Source organism: Myxococcus sp. AM011 (assembly GCF_013372595.1).
Lineage (GTDB): Bacteria > Myxococcota > Myxococcia > Myxococcales > Myxococcaceae > Myxococcus > Myxococcus eversor.
Window position 1 is genome coordinate 1 of sequence record NZ_JABXEM010000191.1, and the last position, 23209, is coordinate 23209.

Here is a 23209-nt window from a genome sequence, read left to right on the forward strand (position 1 = left end):
GCTGGAGGCCGCGCTCCATGAGGCCCCGGGGGATGCGGGGGTGATGCACGCGCTGTCACGGGCGCTGGAGGTGGTGGGGGAGCGCGCGAGGGCAGAGGAGCTGCTGGAGCTGGTCCACGCGAAGGCTCCATCGGAGCCCGGCCCGGCGTGTGATCTGGCGATTGCCCTGCTGGAGCGGGGGGAGGACGCGCGCGCGGCGCGGGTGCTGGCGCCGGTGTTGGCGGCGCATCCCGACCATCCGCGAGCGAACCTGGACCTGGCGTTGGCGCTGGCGAAGACGGAGCCGGACCGGGCAAAGGTTCATGCCCAGCGCGCGGGCCGGAGCTCGAATGCGGACGAGCGCGAGCAGGCGGCCGCGCTGGAGCGGGTGCTGAACGGGCAGGCGCTCTGAGGCCGCGGCGTCACATCTCCCGGACGCTTGCTCTCCTGCTCGCCCGAGCCCGGGCGTAAAGCGCGACGGGCGGCCTCCCGAGGGAAGCCGCCCGCCAGGTGAGGTTCAGCGCGATGCTGGTGCTACGGCTTCGTGTAGTTGATGGTCAGGTTGTACGTCGCGGCGTTGGCGCTGGCGCCGCGCACCATGACGTGGGCCGCCGTCTGACCGGCGGGCACGGTGAGCGTGCACGTTTCGGCCGCTCCGGACAGGTTCGGCCGGCAGTCATAGGCGCTGGTGGTGGGCTGCGAGCCGAAGCGGACGTACAGGTTGGGGTTGCGCGTGCCCGTCATCGCCACGGAGAACGTGGTGCCCGGGACGACGGTGTACGGTCCGTAGCGCGCGTTCGTGTTGCGCGCCACCGAGCCCGTCGCGGTCTCCGTGGTGGGCGTGCCGCCACCGCCACCGCCGGAGTACGTGCCCGTCAGCGTCAGTCCGGAGTAGGACGTGTAGCCGTTGACCATGATGTACCAGGTACCCGCCTGCGGATTGTTGATGGTGCACGTCTCCGCGTTGCCGCCGGTGTACGGGCGGCAGTCGTAGGTGCCGGAGTTCGGCGCGGCGCCGAAGCGCACGTAGAGGTCCGCGTCACCGGTGCCACCCGTGGTGGTGACGACCAGCGAGGAGCGGCCCGCGGGGACCTCCAGCGTGTAGTACTTCTTGTTGCCGGAGCTGCCGGACAGGCCCGTCACCGGCACGCCGTTGCTCAGCGGCGACGTCACCGGGGGCGGGGGCGGCACACCGACGGCCACCCACGCATCCGTCACGGCCTGCACAATCGTGGCGTTGTAGCCCAGCTCCTGCGCGGCCTGGACGGTGTACGCCTTGGCCTGCTCGAACGTGGTGCTCGGGGTGAAGAGGTCCGTGTTGGCCTTGTAGAAGATGCGGCCGGCCGCTTCCGGGCCAATGGCGGCGACGGTGTTCGTCGTCTTGCCGCGCGGGTGCGTGCCACCCTTGGAGAGCAGGGCGAAGACGAGGTTGCTGATGCCGGAGCTGTAGTGCACGTCCACGCCGGACGAGTAGTCGCCGTAGAAGTCCAGCGACACGTCATCCTTGGCCGGGTCGTCCATGTAGCGCAGGGCGTCGTTGGGGATGCCCGGCGTCCAGATGTCCTCGCCCACCATGAACACGTCCGCGTCGGTGGCCCAGCTGCGCGTCCAGCTCTCGCACACGCCGGAGAAGATGTCGGACATGGACTCGTTGAGGCCGCCGGACTCACCCGAGTAGATGAGGTCCGACTCGGTGTCCGTCACCGCGTGGGTCAGCTCGTGGACGGTGACGTCCAGGTCCTTGCCCAGCTCGATGGAGTTCACCCCGTCGCCGTCGCCGTACACCATCTGGGTGCCGTCCCAGTACGCGTTCACGTAGTTGTTGCCGTAGTGGACGGTGCTGACGAGCGCGGCGCCCGCGTTGTCGTACGAGTCGCGGCCGAACAGCGTCTGGTAGCAGTTGTACGTCGTACCGAGCTGGTCGTAGTTCATGTCCACGTGGGCATCGCCCGTGGCCGCCTGGCCCTCGCTGCGACGGAGGGTGCCCGGCGTGGTGCTGCCGTTGTTGGCGCTGTGCACCCGGCGGTTGAGCGCCGCGTGAATCTGAGGATGCGTGGCCAGCACGCCGCCGCGCTGCGCGTCGACGTAGACCAGGTCATCGGCCTTCATGCCTTCGCGGGTGCCCACCAGGCGCACCTGCCAGGTCAGGCGGAGCTCCTCGGTGCCCTCGGGACGCAGGAACACCAGCGTGGGAGCGCCCTCGGCGTTGGCGCCTTCGACGGACGTGCCGGCGAGCGCGGCCGTGAGCGCGGCCTCCGAGGCCACTGACGCCTTCGCGGAGGGCGCCGTGCCACCGCGAGCCGAGCCGTTGGCCGCGTAGATGAGACCTTGCGGGTCCGCGTGGAGCACCAGCTCACCCCCCACCACGGGCAGGCCCTGCTCCAGCTGCCGGAAGCGCAGGTGCTTGCGGCCCTGTGCGTCCACCGTGCCGCGGCGGAACACCAGGTCGTCGTTGCGCAGGCGGAAGGCGGAGGCGATCTCCGCCAGGGCCTCGCGTGCCTCGGCGCCAGAGTCGGAACGGGCCCGCTGCGCGGAGACACCATCCGTCGCCAGGCGACCCAGCTCACCGCGAATCAGGAACGGGACTCCTTCCTGCTGTCCGACCACCTCGACTTCAGGCAGTCGCGCCAGCGCGGCCTGGACGTCCGCGTCCTTGGCCTCCGCTGGGGGTGCTTCTCCTTCCGGCTGCACTGAACCGCAAGCCATGAGACCGGCGCCAACCCACGCCGCGCAGAACGTCCTCCAGACATTGCCTCTCAAGAGCACGACCTTTCTGAAGAAGGGGGGCTCTTTCATTGCACCACGTTTATTCGTGTTTCAAGTGGTTTTGATATATAGGTCGGTTTTCCTTGTTTAGAGTTGTTTTACACGCAGCCCTCATTCTGGTGTGTCCATTCGTGGGTAAGGGTGCGTTGCCGCCGCTTGCTCACACGTCAACGAGAGACATCCATGTCCACGCTGTCTTCACCTGTCGCGAGTCTTCGTCCCCTGGCGTTGCTGGTGGCCCTGGGGCTGGTCGTCGGTGCGGCTCCCGCCGTGGCGGGCGGGCGGTACTACAATCACTCCGGCGGCATCGAGACGAGTCATCCCTCCTGGATGAGCTGGGTTCCCAGCTCGACGGGGCTGGGCGCCCTGTCGTTGCCTGGGACGCACGACACCATGGCGTATCAATCCTATGGGGGAGATCTGACACAGACGCAGTCGCTGGGCCTGCGCCAGCAACTGGACGCGGGCATCCGGGCGCTGGACATCCGCTGTCGGCACATCGGCGACCGTTTCACCATCCACCACGGGGTCGTCTATCTGCACGTCAACTTCGACGATGTCCTCCAGACAACCATCCAGTTCCTCAACGAGCACCCCTCCGAGACGGTGGTGATGCGGGTGAAGCGGGAGCACACCGAGGAGAGCAACACGCGCGGCTTCACGCAGACTTTTGAGTGGTATCGCGACCAGCCCGCCTACAGCCCCTATCTCTGGCGGGGTTCGCATGTGCCCACGCTGGGCGAGGTGCGCGGTCGGATTGTGATTGTCGACGACTTCGCCGGAGGGGCGTACGGCATCCCGTGGGGCGCGGTGAACCTCCAGGATGACTGGACGGTGTCCCAGCTCGGGGATATCGACGACAAGTGGAACAAGGTCCGGGCGCATCTGGACAGGACGCAGGGTGGCTCGCCGTCCTCGCTGTACATCAACTTCCTGAGTGGTTCATCCGCCATGGCGTATCCCTTACATGTGGCGGGCGGAATCAACATCCTGGGTATCAACTACCGGGGTGTGAATGATTACGCCATCGACCACCTGGTGGGAGGGTGGGCGCAGCGCGCGGGAATCATGATGATGGACTTCCCGGGGGCGGGATTGATTGATGCCATCCTGGCCCTCAACGTCCGGTTGCTGCCTTCCTCCCAGGGGTTGCCGGCGGACTTCGGCCCCATCTTCCGGAACACGGCATACACGATTGGCGGCGACGCGGAGGCTCGCTGGCATGGGATGCAGTCGTTCCTCCAGAACGCCGCGCCCGGACGTCTCTGGCATGTGATGGCGCTGAAGCGGGAGTGGGGCGGGTGGATGCACCACGAGGGCGCCTTCTTCCAGTCCGACCCCATGGATGACTACACGCACCTGGCTTTTCCGACGCGGACGGTGACGAGCGTGGTGGGGCCCGGGTATCTGGCCAGCTACGTGAATGGGCAGCTCGGCGGGTTGTCGGGAGGCTCGGGCGACAGGGCGTCCCAGCTCCATTCGCGGCTGAGCTCGCGCTTCCCGTTCCAGCTCTGGTCCGTGGTGGTGAAGCGCGATCCGGGGGGGCTCAGCAACTGGGCGTACTCGGACTACGGGCGGGGCTACAAGACGTCGTCGGGCGGCTACACGTACGCGGTCCAGGGCTACTCGGCCTTTGACGGCGTGTACCTGCACGAGCACATCAACCAGGAGGGGAACGTCGTCCGACTGACGTCGAACGTCGGCTGGCTGGGTGATATCGGCTTCGATGACTCGCTGAGTTCCGTCACCGTCCTGGGCCCGTATCAGGCGACGCTGTGTGAGCACCCGAACCAGACGGGTCGGTGTTTCACCACGTCCTCGAGCGTGCGCGAGGTCAACGCCGTGCCCGGTGGGCCGTGGAATGATCAAATCTCCTCGGTCTCCGTGAATCGGGTGGGACTGCACTGAGTCCCCGGGCGAGGTCCGCGGGGCTGTCCCGCGGGCCCGTCCTGTGTGCCTCGCGGGGCGAGGTGCTGTCACACGTTGGATGGCCGGGCGCCTCGTTGAACATGCTTTGCCGGGAAGTCGTCAGTGCCATGTCGGCTCCGCGAGACATTTGAAACAAGCGTGCCTTGGTTGGCCGGGGGGGGCGCCATGGCCAGCGATGCGGTGAGTTGGACGAGGGGTATCGGGAGCGACACAGGAGCAGCGCGGTGCTTGAGGAATCGGCGCGGCGCGGTGGAGCTCGAGCTGCGCAATCACCTGACGGACCTGCGGCTCACGGGGCTCGGCGTGGTTCGGGTGGATGGGAAGGAAGTTCCGCTGGAGCAGGTCGTGCTGCTGTCGGACGAGGGCCCTGTGTGGCGTGGCGAGCGCCTGTCGCGGGAGTGCCCGGTTTCCTTCGAGCAGCGCAGGACGCTGTACCTGCGCGCCGAGATTCCGCCGCTCGGTGAGGGGGAGCACCGGGTGGAGGTGGAGCTGGAGTGTGGACTTCACGGCCCCGTGAGTCTGCATGTGACCGAGGCCATCGAGGAGGCACACCCGGAGCCCGACAGTCGCATCCCGCGCAGTCCGGAGGATGACTACACGGAGGACATCGTCCGCTCCCGGCGAGACTACGCGGAGGCGTGGACGGGGGCTCGGCTGGAGCACGTGGCGCGCCACTCGTTCGACGCCGGCCATGCGAGGAACTCGTGCGAGCACTTCACGGGCGTGGCCCAGGTTCCGCTGGGCATCGCCGGGCCCCTCGCCGTCCTGGGAGAGCATGCTCACGGTGCGTACCTCATCCCCCTGGCCACGACAGAGGGGGCGATGGTGGCGAGCTACAACCGGGGCATCAAGCTCCTCAACGAGTCCGGTGGTGCCGTCTGCACGGTGCTGGACGACGCCATGCAACGCTCGCCGGTCTTCGTCTTCGCGGACGCGAAGGCCGGTCGTGAATTCACGACCTGGGTGAGGACGAATCAGGCGGCCATCGCCGAGCAGGCGGAGTCGACGAGCCACGTGGCGACGCTCGAGGACATCGAGGCCTATCAGGTGAGCCGGCTGGTCTTCTTGCGCTTCAGCTTCACGACGGGAGATGCGGCGGGACAGAACATGGTGGGCAAGGCCGTGTTCGCCGCGCTCCTGTGGATTCGGGAGCAGTACCCGGCCATCCATGCCAGCTTCCTGGATGGCAACATCTCCACGGACAAGAAGTCGTCCCAGCTCAACATCCTGCGGACCCGAGGCAAGCGCGTGGTGGCGGAGGCGGTCATTGGCAAGGAGCTGCTCCTGTCACGGATGCGCACGCACGTGCGCCAGTTGGTGCAGGTGCAGCGAATCACCACGGAAGGGGCGAATCTGGCGGGTTCGCACAACAACGGCTCTCAGTCCGCCAATGCCCTCGCGGCGCTGTTCATCGCGACGGGACAGGACGTAGGGGCCCTGGCGGAGTCCGCCGCCGGACGCCTGTACATGGAGGAGACTTCGGATGGGGACCTCTATGCGTCCATCACCTTGCCCGCGCTCGTGCTGGCAACGCACGGTGGAGGCACGGGCCTGCCCACGCAGCGGGAGTGCCTGGAGCTGATGGACTGCTACGGACGCGGCAAGGTGCGCCGGCTGGCGGAGATTGTCGCGGGAGTCGTCCTCGCTGGGGAGCTGTCGCTCGCGTGTGCCCTGTCGTCCACGCTGGGCTCGGAGGAGTGGGTGTCCAGCCACGAGAACCTGGGCCGCAATCGCTAGGCGCTCCTGGGCCTTCGCTCGCGGTGGGCCGGGGATGCTCGGCCCTTCCCGCGTCCTGGAACCCATGGACACGGCTTTCCGACGGCAGCAGCATGAGGTCTGGAGGAGTCCTCGCGAATGTCGTCGTCGATGAAACAACGGGCGGTGCTGGTGGATGCGGCGACGGCGGGTGATATCGCCGCCATCGAGCGTGCCTTCGCGGCGGGGGCCGAGTCGGGGGAGCGCAACGAGCTGGGATTGACGGCGCTGCATGCGGCGGTCATCAACACGGCCCGGCTGGGCAGTGAGGCCCTCATCTCGGTCATCCGTCGGCTGATCGCCGGTGGGGTTTCGCTGGAGGCGACCGAGCGAGAGGGCCGTACCGCGCTCTACCTGGCCGCGGAGCTCGTGGATGACCTCGCCGTCGTCAAGGTCCTGGAGTCACTGGGGGCGAAGGTCGACGTCGTCAGCCAACACGGCATCCACGTCGTCGTGAATGCCCTCAGCCCCGAGGTCCAGGCGTATCTCTCCGAGCGGACCGGTGTGCCGATTCCGATGCCCGTTCCCAAGCGACCGTCGGTTCGCCTGAGCACCGCTGCGTGGAATGCGGCCCGTGTGCGACTGGCCTCCGTCTTCGCGGGGTTGCGCGAGTCCGGTCTCATCGTGCGCGAGGATGCGGGCACCACGCAGGACGATGGGTTCCAGGACTGCGCCGAGGAATACACCGCAGCGGGGCGGAAGGCCGTCGGGTTCTGCTTCTACACGTCGCAGGACCTGCGCCGCGCCCGGAGCAGCGGTCTTCTCCCTCTGGGCTACTGGGGAGCTCCTGATGGCGCCCGGGTCGAGACCGAGCAGGTGGGGCACTCCATTGTCGATGCCCTGCGCGGTGCCGGATTCACCGTCGACTGGTCTGGCAGCTCCAGCGATCGGCCCGTCGTGGTGCTGAGCGAAGCCCCTCCCACCCGTTGAAGGAGCCGCCGCACGCGGAAGGAGAGGGCACGAACCTCGGAGGGTCCTGCCCCCACGGGCGAACCTCAGAAGCCCATCGCTTCGAGTGCCGCCACCATCTTCCCGACGTCGTACCCGTAGAAGCCCGCCGAGTTGAGGGTGTTGATCTCCCCGACGTAGGGCTTCTGCTCGTGGACGAAGACGTCCAGCGCATAGGCCCGGTCCGGTCCCCAGCGGTCCGCCATGCGCTGGGCGAAGGTCCACACGTCCGGCTCGACTTCCGGCGAGGAGAAGACCCGGTCCCCCAGCTTGTAGCGCGTGCCCGTGACGACGCGGCCGTCCACGACGACCATGCGGTACTCGCTCTGGATGTGCCGGAGTTCGCTGACGGCCACCCACGTGTCAGCGGTGACCTGGGTGTTCTCGGGCTCCGCCAGGGCGCTCTCGCGCCAGCGCTCGAAGTCCTCCCATGAGGTCACCATGCCGGAGAACGACTTGTCGTCCAGGCACGGCCGGATGAAGAACGGCTTCGCCTGCATGGGCACCTCGCCGAAGCGGCACACGTGCGCGTCGGTGTTCAACAGGTGCTCGCCCAGGTGCTCGCGCCACACGCGGAAGTCGAACCGCTCGTTGACGAACGCGCCCGGCGTCCAGCCTCGGGCCTTCGCGTAGCGCGCCAGGCTGAGCGAGCCCATGACGACGACGGGCCCCGTCACGTCGACGGTGGGCTCCACGCCCCCATCGAAGGGAATCACCTTCACCAGGATGTGGGGAATGCCTCCGCGCTCCAGGGCCTGCATCAGGTCGTGGAAGCCGCGCTCGTTGAACAGGTTGTTCTGGACGACCCAGTGCATGTGACTCCCTCCCTGCGAAGCGGTGGGCCGGGGACGCTCGGCCCTGGGTGGGGCTGACGACAGGGGCCTCGGTGGAACAGGGAAGGGCCCGGAGCGCCTGGGTCTCCCCAGCACGTCCGGGCCCTCCGAGTGACCTGCATCATCCTTCGCTCAGGCGCGCAGGGCCACCACGGTGACGCCGTCACCACCCTCGTGAGCCTCGCCCGGCCGGTACATCCGGATGTAGGGCGAGTTCGACAGGTAGTCGCGCAGCGCCTGCTTCAGCGCGCCCGTGCCGTGGCCGTGGACGATGAGCGCGGCTTCCTCGCCGCTGCGCATGCCCCGGTCCAGGAAGGACTCCACCTCCGCGAGCGCGTCGTCCGCGCGCATGCCGCGCACGTCGCAGCGGAAGTTCGTCGCCTCCACCTGCGCCGGCGCCGCCGAGGCCGCCCGCTTCAGCGTCGCCTCCTGCTTCTGCCGGTCGGGGAACTTCGTCTGCTGTGGCTTGCGCGTGCGGGAGCCCGACAGCTCCGACGTGGGGACACGCATCTTCATCGCCCCACCGGCGGACACCACCGCATGGTCCTCCGCCAGCTCCAGGATTTCCACATCCCGGCTCAGCCCCGAATGGTGCACCCACGCGCCCACCTTGAGGTTCACGGGTGCGGGAGCCTCCGCCTGGAACAGCTCCGCCCTCGCCGCCAGGGCGCGCTTCTGGGCGTCCTCCGCCCGCTGCTGGAGCTGCATCCGTGCTTCCGCCAGCGTCTTCTCGTTCTGCTCGGAGCGCAGCTTCGCCAGCAGCTCTCGCACTTCCGCGGCCGCGTGCTCGCTGGCCGCGTGCACGTCCTCGTTGAACTGCATCATCTTCGCGCGGCGCTCCCGCTCGAAGGTCTGCTTCTGCTTCTCCAGCTCGGTGCGCAGCGCCTCGGCTTCCTTCGCCGCCACGCGCGCCCGCTCCAGCTCCTCGGACAGCTTGCGGCGCTCGTCCTCCGCCGCCGCCAGCGCCTGGGAGAGGGGGCCGCCCGCGTTCAGCGTCAGCTCCCGCGCGCGCTCACACACCCGCTCGGGCAGGCCCACCCGGACCGCCATGTCGATGGCGGAAGACTGGCCCGCCGCGCCCATCTGGAGCCGGTACGTCGGCGCCATCCGCTTCGAGTCGAAGCCCACCCTCGCGTTGAGGAAGCGCGGGTCCATGTGCGCCAGCGCCTTGAGTTCCTCCAGGTGCGTGGTGACGAGCGCCACGGCACCCTTGGCGAGCATCTCCTCGAGCACCGCGATGGCGATGGCCGCGCCCTCGCGCGGGTCCGTGTCCGCGGCGATTTCGTCGATCATCACCAGCGAGCCCTCGCTCGCCTCGGCGATGATGTCGCGCAGCATCACCACGTGCGCGCTGAACGTGGACAGGCCCTGCGTCAAATCCTGCGCGTCGCCCACGGTGGAGTGCACGGAGCGATACAGCGGCATCCGCGAGCCCTCCGCCACCGGAATGGGCAGGCCCGCGCGCAACATCAACGCGCACAGCCCCACGCCCGTCAGCGTCACCGTTTTGCCGCCCGCGTTGGGACCGGACACGACGAGCGCCTTGGCGCCGCCATTGAGCGTCACGTCGTTGGCGACCACTTCAGTACCCTTGAGCACCAGGCGCGGGTGACGCAGCAGCCGCAACTGGAGGTCCGTCACGCCGACGAACTCAGGCGTCGTGGCATCCAGGTCCGCGGAGAGGATGGCCACCGCCTCCGCCTCGTCCAGCTCCGCCACTGCGTCCAGGCCTTCCAGGATGCGGTCCGACTCCCGGCCGAGCAACTGGCTCAGCTCCTGGAGCACCCGCCGCTCCTCTTCCGCCACCACCGACTGGGCGATGGCCAGGTCGTTGCCCAGACCCACCATCGCCTGCGGCTCCATGAAGAGCGTCTGGCCCGTCTGGCTGGCGTTGTGGACGATGCCGTCCACTTCCGAGCGGTAGTTCGACACCACCGGCACCACGTACCGGCCGTTGCGCAGGGTGTAGTAGTTCTCGCGCAGCTTGGAGATGAACCCCTCGTCATGGAGCAGCTCGTCCAGCCGCGCCTTGATGCGGCGGTGGAGGCCCCGGGCCCTGTCTCGCGCCTCGCGCAGCTCCGGGCTGGCGCGGTCGGAAATCTCTCCGTCCGGTTCGAAGCACTGGTCGACGCGCCGGGCCAGGGACTCCAGCATGGGCAGCCGGCGGGCCAGGTCCATCAGCCGGGGGACCCGCTCCTTGCGTTCTTCCACCGCCTCACGGGTGCGGACGAAGGCGAACAGGAGCTGCGCGGAGTCGATGAGCTGACGGGGCTCCAGGATTCCGCCCTTGGCCGCATGGCCCACGGCGATTCGCAGGTCCACCACGCCGCCCAGCGGCAGGGAGAATTGTTCCTGGGACAACGAGCGCGCCTCGCCCACCAGGGCCAGGGCCTCCGAGACCTGTTCGGCCGAGTCGAGGAACGGCCGGGCGAGCACTCGCTCCCTGCCTGGCTCCGTCCGACACCGCTGCGTCAGCGCGCGAAGTACTTCCGCGAATCCGAGGTCTTCCAGCGTCTTTTGGGATATCTGCACGGTCATGGGTTTCATGCGCGGTCGTCCGGCCGTCAAGAGGATCTGTTGAGGAGCCCCGCTTGGCTCTGCTATCTGCCGCGCATGCACTGGGTCTTCCTGGTGGCTTTCCTGGCGGGCGCCTCCGACGCCGCGGAGCCATCCACCCTGACGGTGGCGCAGTCCCGACCCGTGTCCCCGGCTCCTCCACCCATGTCCCTGACGGATGCGCTCGCGCTGGAGGCGGGAGGGGATGACACCGCCGCGCTCCAGGCCGTGGAGGCGCTGGTCCGCTCCAAACCCGAGTGGGAGTTGCCCCGACTGGAGGCGGCCCGACTGCTGCTCAAGGTGGGCGGCTCGGTGGAGCAGGCCGAGGCCCACCTGGAGGTCGCCACGCGGGTGGCCCCCACCAACCCCCGGGCCTGGTACCTGCGAGGTCTGCTCTGGGAGGAGAAGGGCAACGCGTTCCAGGCCGCGCGGGCCTATGAGACGGCGGTGCAGCACCGGGCGTCGTACGAAGAGGCCCGCTTCCGGCTCGGGGGCCTCTGGGTCTCCCTGGGGGATTTGCTCAAGGCGGAGCTGCACTACCGCTACCTGGCCCGCTCCAAGCCGGAGTGGGTGCAGGTGCGCCTCCAACTCGCGGACGTGCTGGAGAAGCAGGAGCGGTTGCTGGATGCGGAGACGGAGCTGCTGGCGGCGCGGAGCATCCAGCCGGACAGCCATCTGGTGCTCCGCAAGCTGGCCGACTTCTACGACAGGACCGAGCGGCCCCAGCTCGCGGCGAAGGTGCGCAAGTCCCTGGAGCCACAAGAGAAGCGGCGAATGCGAGCGCTCAAGCCGTCGCGTCGCTGACGGATGTCGTCGCGGTGCGTCGTGGCGATTGCGCCCCCGGGCGTGGCGCATAGACTGCGCGCGCCTTGAAGACCGCCAACCTCGCCATCGTCTTCACCGACATCAAGGGCTTCACCGAGCGGACCAGTCGGCAGACGCTGGATGAGAACCAGCGCCTGCTGCGGGTCCACGGCGCCCTGCTGTCGCCGCTCGTCAAGGCGTTCGACGGACGCATCATCAAGTCCATCGGTGATGCGCTGCTGTTGACGTTCGAGTCCCCCACGCAGGCGGTGCTCTGCGGCATCGCCATTCAAGACCGGCTGTGGCACCACAACCGCACCGTGGCGCAGTCGGAGCAGCTCCACGTCCGCTACGCCATCAACGTGGGCGAGGTGCGGCTGGACAACAACGACATCTTCGGCGAGCCGGTGAACATCGCCGCGCGCGTGGAGGGGCTCGCCGAGGCGGGCGAGGTGTACTTCACCGAGGCCGTCTACCTGGCGATGAACAAGGCGGAGATTCCCTCGCGGGAGGTGGGCGCCTTCGAGCTGAAGGGCATCCCCGGGAAGATTCGCGTCTTCCAGGTGCCTCGCGCGCCGTACCGCGTGGAGGCGCCTTCCGCGGGCGCCATCGCCGAGGCGCCAGGCACGGAGTCGATGCCGCCGTATGGCAACCTGGGCCTGTCGCGCGTGCCGGAGTCCGTGCTGCAGGACGGGCCGGTGGATGTGGCGCTGCTGGGACAGCGGGCCGCCGAGCTGGGACAGCGGGCCGCCGCGGGCGCGGTGGTGCTGGGGCGTCAGGCGTCGCGCGCGGGTCGCTCGCTCTTCGCGCGGATGCGGGATGGGATTCCGCCAGGTGGACCCATGGCCGTGGCGCGGAGGCTGGGTGCCTACCGCCGCCCGTTGTTGATGGTCGGAGTGCTGGCCCTCGTCCTGGGCGTGGGAGTGCTGGCTTTCAGTGGCTCCCCGGCGACGCGGGCCATCGACGCGGTGGAGGGCGCGCCCAAGAGCGAGCGCGAGCCGCTGGCCAAGGAAGCGCGGAAGCTCATCGGCGACGAGAAGGACACGGGGCGGCGTCACTTCCTCCAGGGGCGGCTGGACGAGGCGCTGGAGGACCCGCGGCGCGCCCTCGGAGACTACGCTCGCGCGGTGAAGGCGGGCAGCTCCGACGCGGAGAAGCGCATTACCCAGTTGCTGTCGCATCCCAGGTGCGATGTGCGCACTTCGGCGGCGGAGACGGTCCGCTCCCTGAAACTGACGAGCGCGCTGGGGGCGTTGGAGGACCTGTCGGAGGACGGTGGGGAGGATGACGGCTCCGGCGGCATCTTCGGCATGGGGCGGTGCGACTCGAAGCAGTCCGCCCTGAACGCGCTCAAGAGCTTCAAGGATTGACGACGGGGCCGTGAGGCCGGTCGCGAGGAAGGAATCGCCGTGACGAAGGTGAAGACGGGACTGGACGTGTGGGTGGAGCAGGGCTTCTCGGCGCTGAAGGGCAAGCGCGTGGGTGCCATCGTCAACCCCACCAGCGTGGACTCGAAATTCCGCCACCTGGCGGACCTGCTGTCCCAGGCGCCGGGCGTGACGCTGGGCGCGCTGTTCGGCCCGGAGCACGGCGTGCGCGGCGAGGCGCAGTACATGGTGGCCGTGGGCGAGGCGAAGGACCGCCGCACCGGCGTGCCCGTGCACAGCCTCTACGGCTCCACCTTCGAATCGCTGTCCCCGCGCGTCGAGTGGCTCAAGGGCCTGGACGCGCTCGTCTTCGATATCCAGGACGTGGGCAGCCGCTACTACACCTACGTCTACACCATGGCGCTGGCCATGAAGGTGGCCGCCAAGGCGGGCGTGCCCTTCTACGTGTTGGACCGGCCCAATCCGCTCAACGGCCAGGCGATGGAGGGCAACCTGGTGGGGGAGGGGTTCCGCTCCTTCGTGGGTCTGTACGCGCTGCCCAACCGCCACGGCATGACGGCGGGGGAGCTGGCCCGGTTGTTCAACGCGCAGGAGGGCTTCGGCTGCGCGCTGACGGTGGTGCCCTGCGAGGGCTGGCGCCGCGAGCACTTCTGGTCCGAGACGGACCTGCCCTTCATCTCTCCGTCGCCCAACATGCCCACGCCGGACACGGCGCTGGTGTATCCGGGCATGTGCCTGGGGGAGGGGACCAACGTCTCCGAGGGGCGTGGGACGTGCCGCCCCTTCGAGCAGTTCGGCGCGCCGTGGGTGGACACGGACGCGCTGCTGGCGCGGCTGGCGAAGGAGGACCTGCCGGGCGTGGCGTTCCGCGCCGTGGGCTTCACCCCGACGTTCGACAAGTACCGGGGCGAGTCCTGCAACGGGGCCTTCATCCACGTCACGGACCGGCGGGCGTTCCTTCCGCTGCGCACCGGGGTGGCCATCTTCCAGGCACTGCGCGACATCGGCCCGGGGAGGTTCGACTGGCGGGCGGACGCGTACGAGTTCGTCGAGGACGTCCCGGCGTTCGATTTGCTGTGTGGGACGGACCAGGTGCGCCGGGGAATCGAGGCGGGCTGGAGCCTGGACCGGCTGATGGAGGGGTTCTCCGCCCAGGCGGAGCGCTTCGCCGGACACAGGGCGCCCTACCTGCTGTACGCTTGAGCGTGGGACTTTCCACGTGATTGGTGTCTTCTCCGACAGCCACGGCGACCTGCAAGCCTTCGACGCGGCCTATGAGCTGCTGCGCTCCCTGGGCGCGCGCCGCTTCCTCTTCACCGGCGCGCGCTACACGGACCTGGACGAGTGGTTGCTCTGGCGGCGGCAGAAGAGCCGGGGCGGCCGGGAGTACTCGGACTCAGACTTCCTGGCGGACGTGAGCCAGTGGCTCGGCAGCCAGGACGCGCTGCCTCGCACTCCCTCGCGGGGCGCGGTGCCAGCGGACGTGGCCTCCGAGGAGGACCGACGGCTGGTGATGGAGCGCTTCGTGCGGGTGCCGGAGCGCGAGTCGCTCCAGTATCGAGACCCGACCATCAACAACAAGGCGATGGACCTGCTGGGCGACACGCTGTGCTGCGTGGTTCACGACAAGAACGACCTGACGCGGGATGATCTGCTCAACGCGCTCGTGTTCGTCCACGGCAAGGACTCGGAGCCCAAGGTCGTCCAGATTGGTCCGCGCTACTTCCTGACGCCGGGACGATTGGTGGGCGCCGCCGAGCAGACGTGCGCGCTGCTGGAGAAGGTGGACCGGGACTTGCGCTTCTCCGCGTACCGGCTCGACGGGCACGTGGTGCTGGAGCCGCGGGTGCTGGTGCTGGACAAGAAGTCCCCGAAGCTGACCTTGAAGTGACGTGAGGCCCTGACGTGCAGGTCGCGCTCCTTGGAGGCTCGTTCAATCCGCCGCACGTAGGGCATCTGATGGCGGCCTCGTACGTTCACGCGACGCAGGGCGTGGACGAGGTGTGGCTGATGCCGTCCGCGCAGCACCCGTTCGGCAAGCAGATGGAGGCGTTCGAGCACCGCGTCTCCATGTGCGACGCCATGTGCCGCGAGACGTCGGGCTGGTTGAAGACGACGCGCGTCGAGAGCGAGGCCGGGCTGACGGGGCGCACGGTGGACACGCTCGCGTTGCTGGTGGAGCGGCACCCGAGCGTGCGCTGGTCGCTCATCATCGGCAGCGACATCCTGCGAGATTTGCCCCACTGGAAGGACTTCCACCGCATCCAGGAGATGTCGCGCGTCATCGTGCTGTACCGCGCGGGCTACCCGGCGCCGGACACGGTGGGCCCGCCCCTGGCCGAGGTGTCCTCCACCGTGATTCGCGAGCTCTTGGCGCGGGGCGCGGAGCCGTCGGAGCTGGTGCCTTCCGGCGTGTTGGCGCATGCCCGCGCCGCCGGCCTGTATGGCCTGGGGCGCGGGAAGTAGGGCGAGGCCTAGAGGCCGACTCCGAACAGGTGCAGGTCGCCCAGGCCATCGTCGTAGCGACGGGCGAATTGGTAGAAGAGGGAGAAGGGCACGGCCTGCCCCACGGTGAACTGGAGTGACATGGCCACGCCGAACGCGCCGTGGTTGTCCCGGTTGTCGGTGCGCGCCAGCGTCGCGAAGAGGTCCAGCTCGGCGTTGCGGATGAAGAGCGAGGGCAACAGCCACAGCGTGGACGCCCAGCCGTGGTCGATGACGAGCCGGTACTTGTACGTCGCGCCGCCAATCAGCACGTTCTTCGCGCGAATCGTGATGTCTTCATAGCCGCGCACGTACTCGCTGAAGGCGATGCCCGGCTGGAGCTGAAGCGGGAGACGGGCCGTCTCCGTCGAGCGTCGGCTGGTGTACCAGACCTGCCCCGCGCTGAACCCGCCCACCTCGAGCAGGCCCTCGGGTGCACCCGGCAGATAGCGCCCCACCGCCGTGAGCTGGATGTTGTCCGTTCCGCTCCAGGGCCCGCCGAAGAAGCCATCCAGGCCCACGCGGACGTCACCCATCGTCGAGTCGAGAGCGAACGCTCCGGGATACACGGCGCCACTCACGGAGATGCCCAGGCCGCGCTGGAGGCCACCGTAGGACGTGGCGTCCCCCGCGAAGTAGGACGCGGAGACCTCCGGGCCAATCAACCGCGTGACGATGCGGGGGAACCTGCCGAAGGCGTCGAATTCACGCCGCAGCGCCAAGAGGCCAATGGTCACCGGCGTCGTCCAGAACGTGCGGGACGCGTAGGCCAGCGCCTGAAGGTCCGTGCGGTCGTTGTCCCGTACACGCGAGACGGATGCCTGCAGGTACCAGGGCGCCAGCTGCGCGTTGCCGTACGCGAGCGACACGTTGGGCTCTTGGTCCTGCGTGCTGTAGGTGAAGTTCAGCGCGTAGGCGTGGAAGCCGAGCCGGTCCTGGCCCGCGAGTGACAGCCCACCGCTGAACAACAAGTCGTCCGAGTTCTCGTTCTCCGTACTGTCCGTCGCGACCCACAGATATGGGAGTCGGAACTCGGGGATGAGGAAGCCCTCCAGTGTCGAGTAGGGCTCGTCGGTGAGCACCGTCACCGGCTTGCCCGGGTCGGGAGGCGGCGCGACGACAGGCGCTTCGAGATCTCCCTCGGCGGTTCCTATCGGCTCCACCGGAACAGCGGTCGCGAGCGGCGGAGTCACTGGAGCGGGCGCAACGGGCGCGTCCGTGGAGTCCGGCGGGAAGGCGGTGAAGCCTCCTGGCGCTGGTTCGGGTGTGCCGGGCCCCTGAGCTGTTGCCCCGGAGTCCGGTGCGCCCGTGGCCTGTCCCGCCGTGGCGCTGGTGCCCGGGCGAGCGTCGGGCGAGGTGCCCGCATCCTGTCCACCCGAAGAGTTCGTGTCCGGGCGGGCCACGAGCGTGTCGGGCGATGCTCCCGCATCCGGGTTGCTCGACGAGGGCGTGATGGGGAAGGCCGACAGCGCCTCGGGCGACATGCCCGTGTTCGGCGCTCCAGGCGGCGGTGTGCCAGGGAAGTCCGAAAGCTCCTCGGGCGCGGGCGGAGGCGTCGTCGGGTCCGTCGGCGTCACGACAGCGGGCGCGGCGGTGAGTGGCGGCGGGCTCACCGGCGCCGTGTCTGTCTGCGAGGGCAGGGGTGCTTCGATACCTGGGGCCGCGGGAGTCGTCTCCGTGCTGCCTGGAGGCATCGCGTTGCTCACCACCTGCTCCGTCATCGCCACCACGGGCGAGCGGTCGATGGTGAAGGACGTCCCGGCGCGATTCAGGAAGACCACTTCGCCCGTGCCCACGGGGCTCACGTCCATCACCAGATGCGGCGCATCGGTGATTCGCGCCAACTGCCTCGTGGAGACCGTCATCACGTGCGCCTGGAGTCGTCCGGTGTCCTCGCGCAGGAACACGATGCGGTCCGCGTCCAGCCAGCGTGGCGAGTAGTTGAACAGCCCGTCTCGCGTCAGCCAGCGCAGGCTTCCATCCTCCTCGCGCACCACCAGGTCCCAACCCTGGCTCCCCGCCAGAGGGAACACCATCCGCTTCCCATCCGGCGACACCGCCGGAGGACCGATGGGCGCGCTCGCATCGAATTGAGTGAGCGCCTCCTGCTTGCCCGTCTCCAGCTCCAGCCGCCTCAGGTTCGCCGTGTCCCCCTCGACGCGGACATAGACATACGCCGCGCCATCCGGGGTGATGCTCCCGCCCATTCCCTTCACGTCATCCCAGACGCGCACCACCTCGCCCGTGCGAGCGTCCACGCGCCACAGCTTCGCGTCATACGCCCCCACCGCGTTCAGGTCCGCCATCACCAGGTAGAGCCACGCACCGTCCGAGCTGAAGGACATGCCGCTGACCAGCGTCGACGAGCCCAGCACCCAGCGGCGGAAGGGCAGCAGCTCCACCAAGGGTCGCTCGAACCGCACGCGCCCGTCCGGCTCGCGCACCGTCAGCCGCGAGTATTGCTCCCGCCCCACGCTCACCAGCGCCGTCACACCGCTCGACGGATGCGAGGCGAGCCGCGAGAAGTATCCCGCTTCGGGAAGCCAGACGCGCTGCGACTCCGGCCGCTCGCGCACGATGAGCTGCTCGTGCAGGTCCTTGCTGAACTCGGCGAAGAGCGCGCCGATGTCTTTGCCATAGACGCTCTTGAAGCGCAGCGTCACCGCGATGGGCGGGATGATGGTGGAGCCCTGCTTGTCCACCAACTGCCACAGCTTCGCCTCGCCATACTTCGTGGCCAGGTACTCCACGAAGTGCATGCCCGTGAGGTAGTTGCCTCCAAACGGATCCAACGCCCGGTTCTCCGGCGACAGGTAACCCGGATCCAACTTCCCGTTCTTCGCCTGCACCACCGAATCGAACCAGCCCCGCCACACCGGACTGTGGGGACGCCCGGTGTCCTTGCCGAAGCGGCCCTCGTAGTACGTGGCCAGTCCTTCCAGGAACCAGGACTCGGTGAAGGTGTTGGGCTGGAACAGGCCCCCCGTGAAGGTGTTGAGGAAGCCCCAGAGGCCATTGGTCTGCTGGAGCTGGACGTAGTGCACGGCCTCGTGGCAGGCCACGTCGCCGACGTCGACCTCGCCCAACCCGAAGAAGTGGAACAGCTCCAGCGTCATGTGCGCCGGCACCACCATCTGCTGCGGGATGCTGACGTAGTCCGGTACGACGTACGCGTTGTTGAAGTCCGCGCTCGTCATGTAGACGAGGAGCCTGTCGCGAGGCTCCTTGCGCCACGTCTGGGCGCGCAGCCGCTCCACGCAGCCCTCCAGCCGCGCCGCCATCCGCAGCGCGGGGCCTCGGAGCTGCTCCGGGTAGTAGAGCTCCAGGGACTCCGTCGTCAGCTTGCGCATCGGGTCGCGCGCGAACGACGTCTGGATGTCTTGGGGAAAACGAGGTGTGACGAAAGCACACCCCCAGCTTGTCAGCAGGAAACAGACGGCCACGGCATGCCAGCGCAAGCGCCAGCGGGAAGCAGGCATGCGGGCCATCCTACTGGCCACAAATCGTAGCCACGAACGCGTTTTTCACGGTAAGGGGAGGCCCTCCGCTTCCCTTTCGATTTCGGATTCCTTCATGTCCCAACCGGAACCCCAGGCGCATCCTGTCCCCCAGCACGTCCACCAGGCGCAGCTTCAGGTCGCCGAGGCCCTCGAGAAGGCCGAGGGCAAGCCGCTCGACCTGGTCAAGGCCCCCTGGGCGGACGTGGAGAAGGCCGTCGCGAAGGTGCTCGGTGGCCCCTTCCAGGTGAACAAGCCCGAGCACCAGACCATCGCCCTGGGTCTGGCCGGCGCGTTCGCCATGCGCCTCATCCTGGAGCACAACGCGTTCTGGTTCCCCAACCGCGACTCCCCAGAGGGCGCCACCCTGGGCTTCCCGGAGGCCATCATCATGCTGTCGCCGTTCGGCGCGGCGATGGACGCACTGGGTCAAAACAAGCTGGCCCGGCTGGATGACCTGGCGTCGGACATCCGCCGCTCGCTGGGGCAGGCCCGCTTCGGCACCAACCCGGCCCAGGCTTTGGGCGGTCAGGCGCCGAAGCTGACGCCGGTGGACTACCAGCGCCTGTTCGACCCGGGCTTCCTCCAGTTCGTCGTCGTGGACCCGAAGAAGGCGACCACCACGCTGGAGACGAAGCCGGACGTGCTGGCCCGCGACGTGCGCAACGCGCTGGGTCGCGCGCAGGACCTCCCGGCCGAGGCGCGGCAGCAGTTCGAGGGGCAGATCGTCCAGTCCCTCCAGCGCCTGGACCCGAGCAAGACGCTCATCGAGCAGGCCGAGCGCGCCCCGCGACTGGCCGAGCTGATGGTCCACCTGTTCGCCACGGTGAACGGCACGGGCTCCGCGCCCGAGGACTTCTGGCACGACATCGTGTTGCCGCTGCTCTTCATCGGCGCGCCGACCTCCTTCCCGCCGCTGGATGAGGAAGAGGTCGAGCTGTACCGCCAGGGCGCGGACGCGCTGCCCCTCTTCGTGGACGTGGTGCCGCACGCGCACCCGGCTCCGGACGAGGGCCTGCTGGGCGCGTTCGAGATGAGCGACATCGGCCTGCTGCACCCGGGCTTCGCTCGGGTGGGCGCGCTGCGGCTCATCCGCATCGACCCCACGCGCATCAAGCCGCTGCTGGCCAGCTTCGACGCGGCCAAGCTCGGGGGCACCATCAAGGCGTTCGGCGAGGCGGTGGCGAAGGCCGCCGAGAAGCCGGTCAACGAGACGGCCCAGGGTAAGGAGATGCTCCAGGCCTCGCTCACGCTGCTGTCGGACCTGCAGCGCGGCGTGGCGTCGGGGCAGGGCGAGCTGTGCCTGCGTCGACTCACGGAGGCGGAGGCCGCTTCGGAGCGCGCGCTCGGCTCGGTGCGCAAGGGCCTTCAGGGCTCGTTGATCATCACCTGAGTCGCTGCTCCAGCGCGGCGCGCGACTCGGGGCGCAGACGCTCCGAGGCCAGCTTCAACGCGCGCCGCGACAGCAGTCGGTAGATGGGGGCGACGTCGTCGGGGAGGGCCGCGAGGTGCGCGGCCACCACGCCCGCGTCGCCTCGGACGATGGGTCCGGTGAGGCCTCCCGCGAGGCCCCGGGCTTCCATGCCACGCAGGGCGGAGCGCATCAGCGGCAGCAGGGCTCGCAGGGCGTCCTTCGGGTCGATGCCCGCGGCACCGAGCGCGGCGACGGCGGCATCCGCGAGCGCCACCATGAGACCCGCGCTCATCACCGCACCCGCGTGATAGGCGGCGCGGTGGCCCTCGGGCACTTCCAGCGTGTCCAGTCCCACGTCGACGGCCATGTGACGGAGCACGTCTCGCAGCGCGCGCGAGCGGGTGCTGATGGCGGCGGTGTGACCCGCGAGCGAGTCCCGGGCGGAGGACACCGCGCAGAGCGGATGGAAGGAGCCGAGCGCGCGACCTCGCGGCGGTCCCAGTGCGTCCAGGGACAGCGCGCCCGCGGTGTGAACGAAGGCTACGGAGCGGGGCAGGGTGGTGGCGAGCTCCTCCGCGACGCGAGGGACCTCGGCGTCGGGGACGCAGAGGAGCACGAGGCGCGCGCGCCGCAGGTCCTCGGGGGTCGCGGTCTTCAGGCCGAGGGCTTCGGCGCGAAGGCGTCCCTCTTCTGCGCGTGAATGCATGCGGACGGGCCAGCCGGTTGCGTTGAGCGCGAGGCCCAGTGCGCCACCGAGCCGTCCCGCTCCGATGATGACCACCGGTGGGCGGGCTGGGCGCGGCGAGGTTCTTCCGGCTCGCGACGGGCGGAGCGCCGAGCCTCTTCGGGGAGCTTCCGGTGCGGCTCCGCGTGCCGCCGCGTCACCGAGTTGCCGCGAGGTGTCGAGGCTGCTTTCCGGAGAGTGCTTCTGTGCTGCTTTGCCAGCACGCTTCCGTGAGGCACCCGTGCCCGCATTGGGAGCGGGCATCCCCGCACCCTTGCCACTCCGCGTCCGTGGGACGCGGGGACTCATCGCACCCGCTGGAACGCGAGCTGACCGGCGAGCAGCGCGACTCGCACCTTGTCGCCCGCGCCAAACTCACCAGAGAGGATGCGCTCCGCGAGTGGCCCTTCCACCAGCCGCTGCACCATCTGCCGCATCGGCCGCGCGCCGAGCTGCGGGTCGAACCCGCCCGACTTCAGCAGGTGGCCCACCACGTCCTGGCCCGCGGAGTACTCGATGCCGCGCTCGGTGGAGAGCCGCTTGCTGCTCTCCTCCAGCAACAGCGTGGCGATGCGCGCGACCTCCTCCTCCTCCAGGGGCCGGAAAGGGAGCCGCTCGTCGATGCGATTCCACAGCTCCGGGGGCAGGGCCTTGCGCGCCGCCGACGCCGCCAGCTCCAGCGCGTTCGTCGTCGCCGAGCCCTCCGAGCCGAAGCCCAGCGGACGACCCGTGCGGGAGAACGCCTCCGCGCCCAGGTTGGTCGTCATCACGATGACGGTGTTGGAGAAGTCGATGTGCCGACCCTTGCCGTCCGTCAGCCGCCCCTCCTCCAGCACCTGGAGCAGCAGCATTTGCACCTCGCGGTGCGCCTTCTCGATTTCGTCCAGCACCACGACGGACGAGGGCCGCCGCCGCACCGGCTCGGTGAGCTGCCCACCCTCGCCGAAGCCCACGTAGCCCGCCGGAGAGCCGATGAGGCGCGACACCCCATGCGCCTCCGCCATCTCGCTCATGTCCAGCCGAACCAGTGCATCGCGGTTGCCGAACAGCACCTCCGCGAGTCCGCGCGCCATCTCCGTCTTGCCCACGCCCGTGGGGCCCAGGAAGAGGAAGCTGCCCATGGGCCGGCGCGACGCGAAGCCCGCGTAGTTGCGACGGATGACCCGCGCGATTCGCGCAATCGCCTCTTCGTGTCCGATGACCCGCTCGCTCAGGTCCTGCTCCAGCCGCAGCAGGCGCGACGAGTCGTTCATCAACAGCCGCTCCTCCGGCACGCCCGCGAGCTTCGCCACCACCCGCGCCACGTCGGAGACCTCCACCACGTCGCGTCCCTCGCGGTGGCACCGGCTGCCCGCCAGGTCCACCACCGAGATGGCCTTGTCCGGCATGAACCGGTCCGTCACATAACGGCTGGCCAGCGACGCAGCGGCCTCCAGCGCCTCCGGGCGATAGCGCAGCGCGTGGTGCTCCTCGTACCGGCCGATGATGCCGCGGAGGATCTCCACCGTGTCAGGAACCGACGGCTCGTGGACCACGACGGGCGTGAAGCGCCGCTCCAGCGCCGGGTCCGCGCTGATGAACTTGCGGTACTCGTCGTGCGTCGTCGCGCCGATGCAGGGGAACTCACCGCGCGCCATCGCCGTCTTCAGCTCGTTCGCCGCGTCCTGCGGCCCGTCGCCCGTGGAGCCCGCGCCCACCAGGGTGTGAATCTCGTCGATGAAGACCATGATGCGGCCTTCCGCGCGGCGGACCTCTTCCTTCAAGGTGTTGAGCTTCTCGGAGAAGGAGCCTCGCAGCTGGGTGCCCGCGACCAGCGAGGCCATGTCCAGCTCCACCACCACCTTCTCCGCCAGGCTCCCACGCAGGCTCAACAGCCGCTGCGCCACGCCTTCGACGACGGCCGTCTTCCCCACGCCCGCTTCACCCAGGAGGCACGGGTTGTTGGTGCGGCGCTTGCCGAGGACGTCGATGACCTCTTCGATTTCCCGCGCGCGGCCCACCACCGGATCCAACCGACCCTCGCGGGCCAGCTGACTCAGGTTGCGGCCCAGCGACGTCAACATCGGAAACGCCTTCGGGTCCAACGCCAGCGACGCGCCTCGGGCCACCGGCGCGGGTGCGGGCGTCGGAGC

The 23209-nt window shown here is 69.0% G+C and carries 16 protein-coding genes; 10 read left to right on the plus strand and 6 right to left on the minus strand.

Annotated features, from left to right (window positions below):
* Position 1: 1 nt before the first annotated feature.
* Entirely contained in the window at positions 2 to 391 is a 390-nt protein-coding gene (locus tag HUW62_RS32235; RefSeq protein ID WP_255203764.1) for a tetratricopeptide repeat protein, read from the plus strand.
* Between the two features lie 122 nt (positions 392 to 513).
* On the opposite strand, the gene HUW62_RS32240 is transcribed toward HUW62_RS32235, so the two are convergent.
* Positions 514 to 2685, minus strand: a complete 2172-nt coding sequence (locus HUW62_RS32240) for a M4 family metallopeptidase (protein WP_240356255.1) — start codon at positions 2683 to 2685, stop codon at positions 514 to 516.
* A gap of 243 nt (positions 2686 to 2928) precedes the next feature.
* On the opposite strand from HUW62_RS32240, the gene HUW62_RS32245 reads away from it, so the two are divergent.
* From HUW62_RS32245 to HUW62_RS32255, 3 genes are all read left to right on the plus strand, one after another.
* Positions 2929 to 4653, plus strand: a complete 1725-nt coding sequence (locus HUW62_RS32245) for a phosphatidylinositol-specific phospholipase C (protein WP_163864567.1) — start codon at positions 2929 to 2931, stop codon at positions 4651 to 4653.
* A 249-nt stretch (positions 4654 to 4902) separates the two neighbouring features.
* Complete coding sequence (locus HUW62_RS32250) at positions 4903 to 6411, plus strand: hydroxymethylglutaryl-CoA reductase (RefSeq protein ID WP_255203765.1); 1509 nt, start codon at positions 4903 to 4905, stop codon at positions 6409 to 6411.
* Between the two features lie 117 nt (positions 6412 to 6528).
* Positions 6529 to 7359 carry an ankyrin repeat domain-containing protein gene (locus HUW62_RS32255; protein WP_176436583.1) on the plus strand — a complete coding sequence of 277 codons (831 nt, stop codon included), beginning with the start codon at positions 6529 to 6531 and terminating at the stop codon, positions 7357 to 7359.
* A 65-nt stretch (positions 7360 to 7424) separates the two neighbouring features.
* Here the strand turns inward: HUW62_RS32255 and HUW62_RS32260 are convergent, their stop codons facing one another.
* Positions 7425 to 8192: an ATP-grasp domain-containing protein gene (locus HUW62_RS32260; protein ID WP_176436584.1), complete on the minus strand. Its 768-nt coding sequence runs from the start codon at positions 8190 to 8192 to the stop codon at positions 7425 to 7427.
* A gap of 150 nt (positions 8193 to 8342) precedes the next feature.
* Entirely contained in the window at positions 8343 to 10748 is a 2406-nt protein-coding gene (locus HUW62_RS32265; protein WP_176436590.1) for an endonuclease MutS2, read from the minus strand.
* A gap of 75 nt (positions 10749 to 10823) precedes the next feature.
* Between HUW62_RS32265 and HUW62_RS32270 the strand changes: the two genes are divergently transcribed.
* The 5 genes from HUW62_RS32270 (at position 10824) to nadD (ending at position 15424) form a co-directional block, all read left to right on the plus strand.
* On the plus strand, positions 10824 to 11570 hold the full coding sequence (locus HUW62_RS32270) for a lipopolysaccharide assembly protein LapB (RefSeq protein WP_163864750.1): 747 nt from the start codon (positions 10824 to 10826) through the stop codon (positions 11568 to 11570).
* Between the two features lie 65 nt (positions 11571 to 11635).
* Complete coding sequence (locus tag HUW62_RS32275; protein ID WP_176436585.1) at positions 11636 to 12940, plus strand: adenylate/guanylate cyclase domain-containing protein; 1305 nt, start codon at positions 11636 to 11638, stop codon at positions 12938 to 12940.
* 39 nt (positions 12941 to 12979) lie between these two features.
* Positions 12980 to 14161, plus strand: coding sequence for a DUF1343 domain-containing protein (locus HUW62_RS32280; RefSeq protein WP_176436586.1), 1182 nt, complete (start codon positions 12980 to 12982; stop codon positions 14159 to 14161).
* 16 nt (positions 14162 to 14177) lie between these two features.
* Positions 14178 to 14849 (plus strand): hypothetical protein, encoded by a 672-nt coding sequence (locus HUW62_RS32285; RefSeq protein WP_163864573.1) that lies wholly within the window; start codon positions 14178 to 14180, stop codon positions 14847 to 14849.
* 14 nt (positions 14850 to 14863) lie between these two features.
* Entirely contained in the window at positions 14864 to 15424 is a 561-nt protein-coding gene (gene nadD / locus HUW62_RS32290) for a nicotinate (nicotinamide) nucleotide adenylyltransferase (protein ID WP_163864574.1), read from the plus strand.
* Positions 15425 to 15432: 8 nt separating this feature from the next.
* On the opposite strand, the gene HUW62_RS32295 is transcribed toward nadD, so the two are convergent.
* Complete coding sequence (locus tag HUW62_RS32295) at positions 15433 to 18921, minus strand: hypothetical protein (protein WP_255203766.1); 3489 nt, start codon at positions 18919 to 18921, stop codon at positions 15433 to 15435.
* A gap of 94 nt (positions 18922 to 19015) precedes the next feature.
* Between HUW62_RS32295 and HUW62_RS32300 the strand changes: the two genes are divergently transcribed.
* Entirely contained in the window at positions 19016 to 20332 is a 1317-nt protein-coding gene (locus tag HUW62_RS32300) for a hypothetical protein (RefSeq protein WP_163864576.1), read from the plus strand.
* On the opposite strand, the gene HUW62_RS32305 is transcribed toward HUW62_RS32300, so the two are convergent.
* Both HUW62_RS32305 and HUW62_RS32310 read right to left on the minus strand, forming a co-directional pair.
* Positions 20325 to 21386, minus strand: a complete 1062-nt coding sequence (locus HUW62_RS32305) for a DUF2520 domain-containing protein (RefSeq protein ID WP_368670520.1) — start codon at positions 21384 to 21386, stop codon at positions 20325 to 20327. The two genes, HUW62_RS32300 and HUW62_RS32305, sit on opposite strands and share 8 nt — an antisense overlap.
* The coding region (locus HUW62_RS32310) for an AAA family ATPase (RefSeq protein WP_176436589.1) at positions 21383 to 23209 on the minus strand (1827 nt) is incomplete at its 5' end. The genes HUW62_RS32305 and HUW62_RS32310, both read right to left, overlap by 4 nt.

Excerpts from the sequence above, each read along its gene's own strand:
- HUW62_RS32240 (WP_240356255.1), bottom strand. The coding sequence starts at position 2,685 with ATGGCTTGCGGTTCAGTGCAGCCGGAAGGAGAAGCACCCCCAGCGGAG.
- HUW62_RS32245 (WP_163864567.1), top strand. The coding sequence starts at position 2,929 with ATGTCCACGCTGTCTTCACCTGTCGCGAGTCTTCGTCCCCTGGCGTTG.
- HUW62_RS32255 (WP_176436583.1), top strand. The coding sequence starts at position 6,529 with ATGTCGTCGTCGATGAAACAACGGGCGGTGCTGGTGGATGCGGCGACG.
- HUW62_RS32260 (WP_176436584.1), bottom strand. The coding sequence starts at position 8,192 with ATGCACTGGGTCGTCCAGAACAACCTGTTCAACGAGCGCGGCTTCCAC.
- HUW62_RS32265 (WP_176436590.1), bottom strand. The coding sequence starts at position 10,748 with ATGACCGTGCAGATATCCCAAAAGACGCTGGAAGACCTCGGATTCGCG.
- HUW62_RS32270 (WP_163864750.1), top strand. The coding sequence starts at position 10,824 with ATGCACTGGGTCTTCCTGGTGGCTTTCCTGGCGGGCGCCTCCGACGCC.
- HUW62_RS32295 (WP_255203766.1), bottom strand. The coding sequence starts at position 18,921 with ATGCCTGCTTCCCGCTGGCGCTTGCGCTGGCATGCCGTGGCCGTCTGT.
- HUW62_RS32300 (WP_163864576.1), top strand. The coding sequence starts at position 19,016 with ATGTCCCAACCGGAACCCCAGGCGCATCCTGTCCCCCAGCACGTCCAC.
- HUW62_RS32305 (WP_368670520.1), bottom strand. The coding sequence starts at position 21,386 with ATGAGTCCCCGCGTCCCACGGACGCGGAGTGGCAAGGGTGCGGGGATG.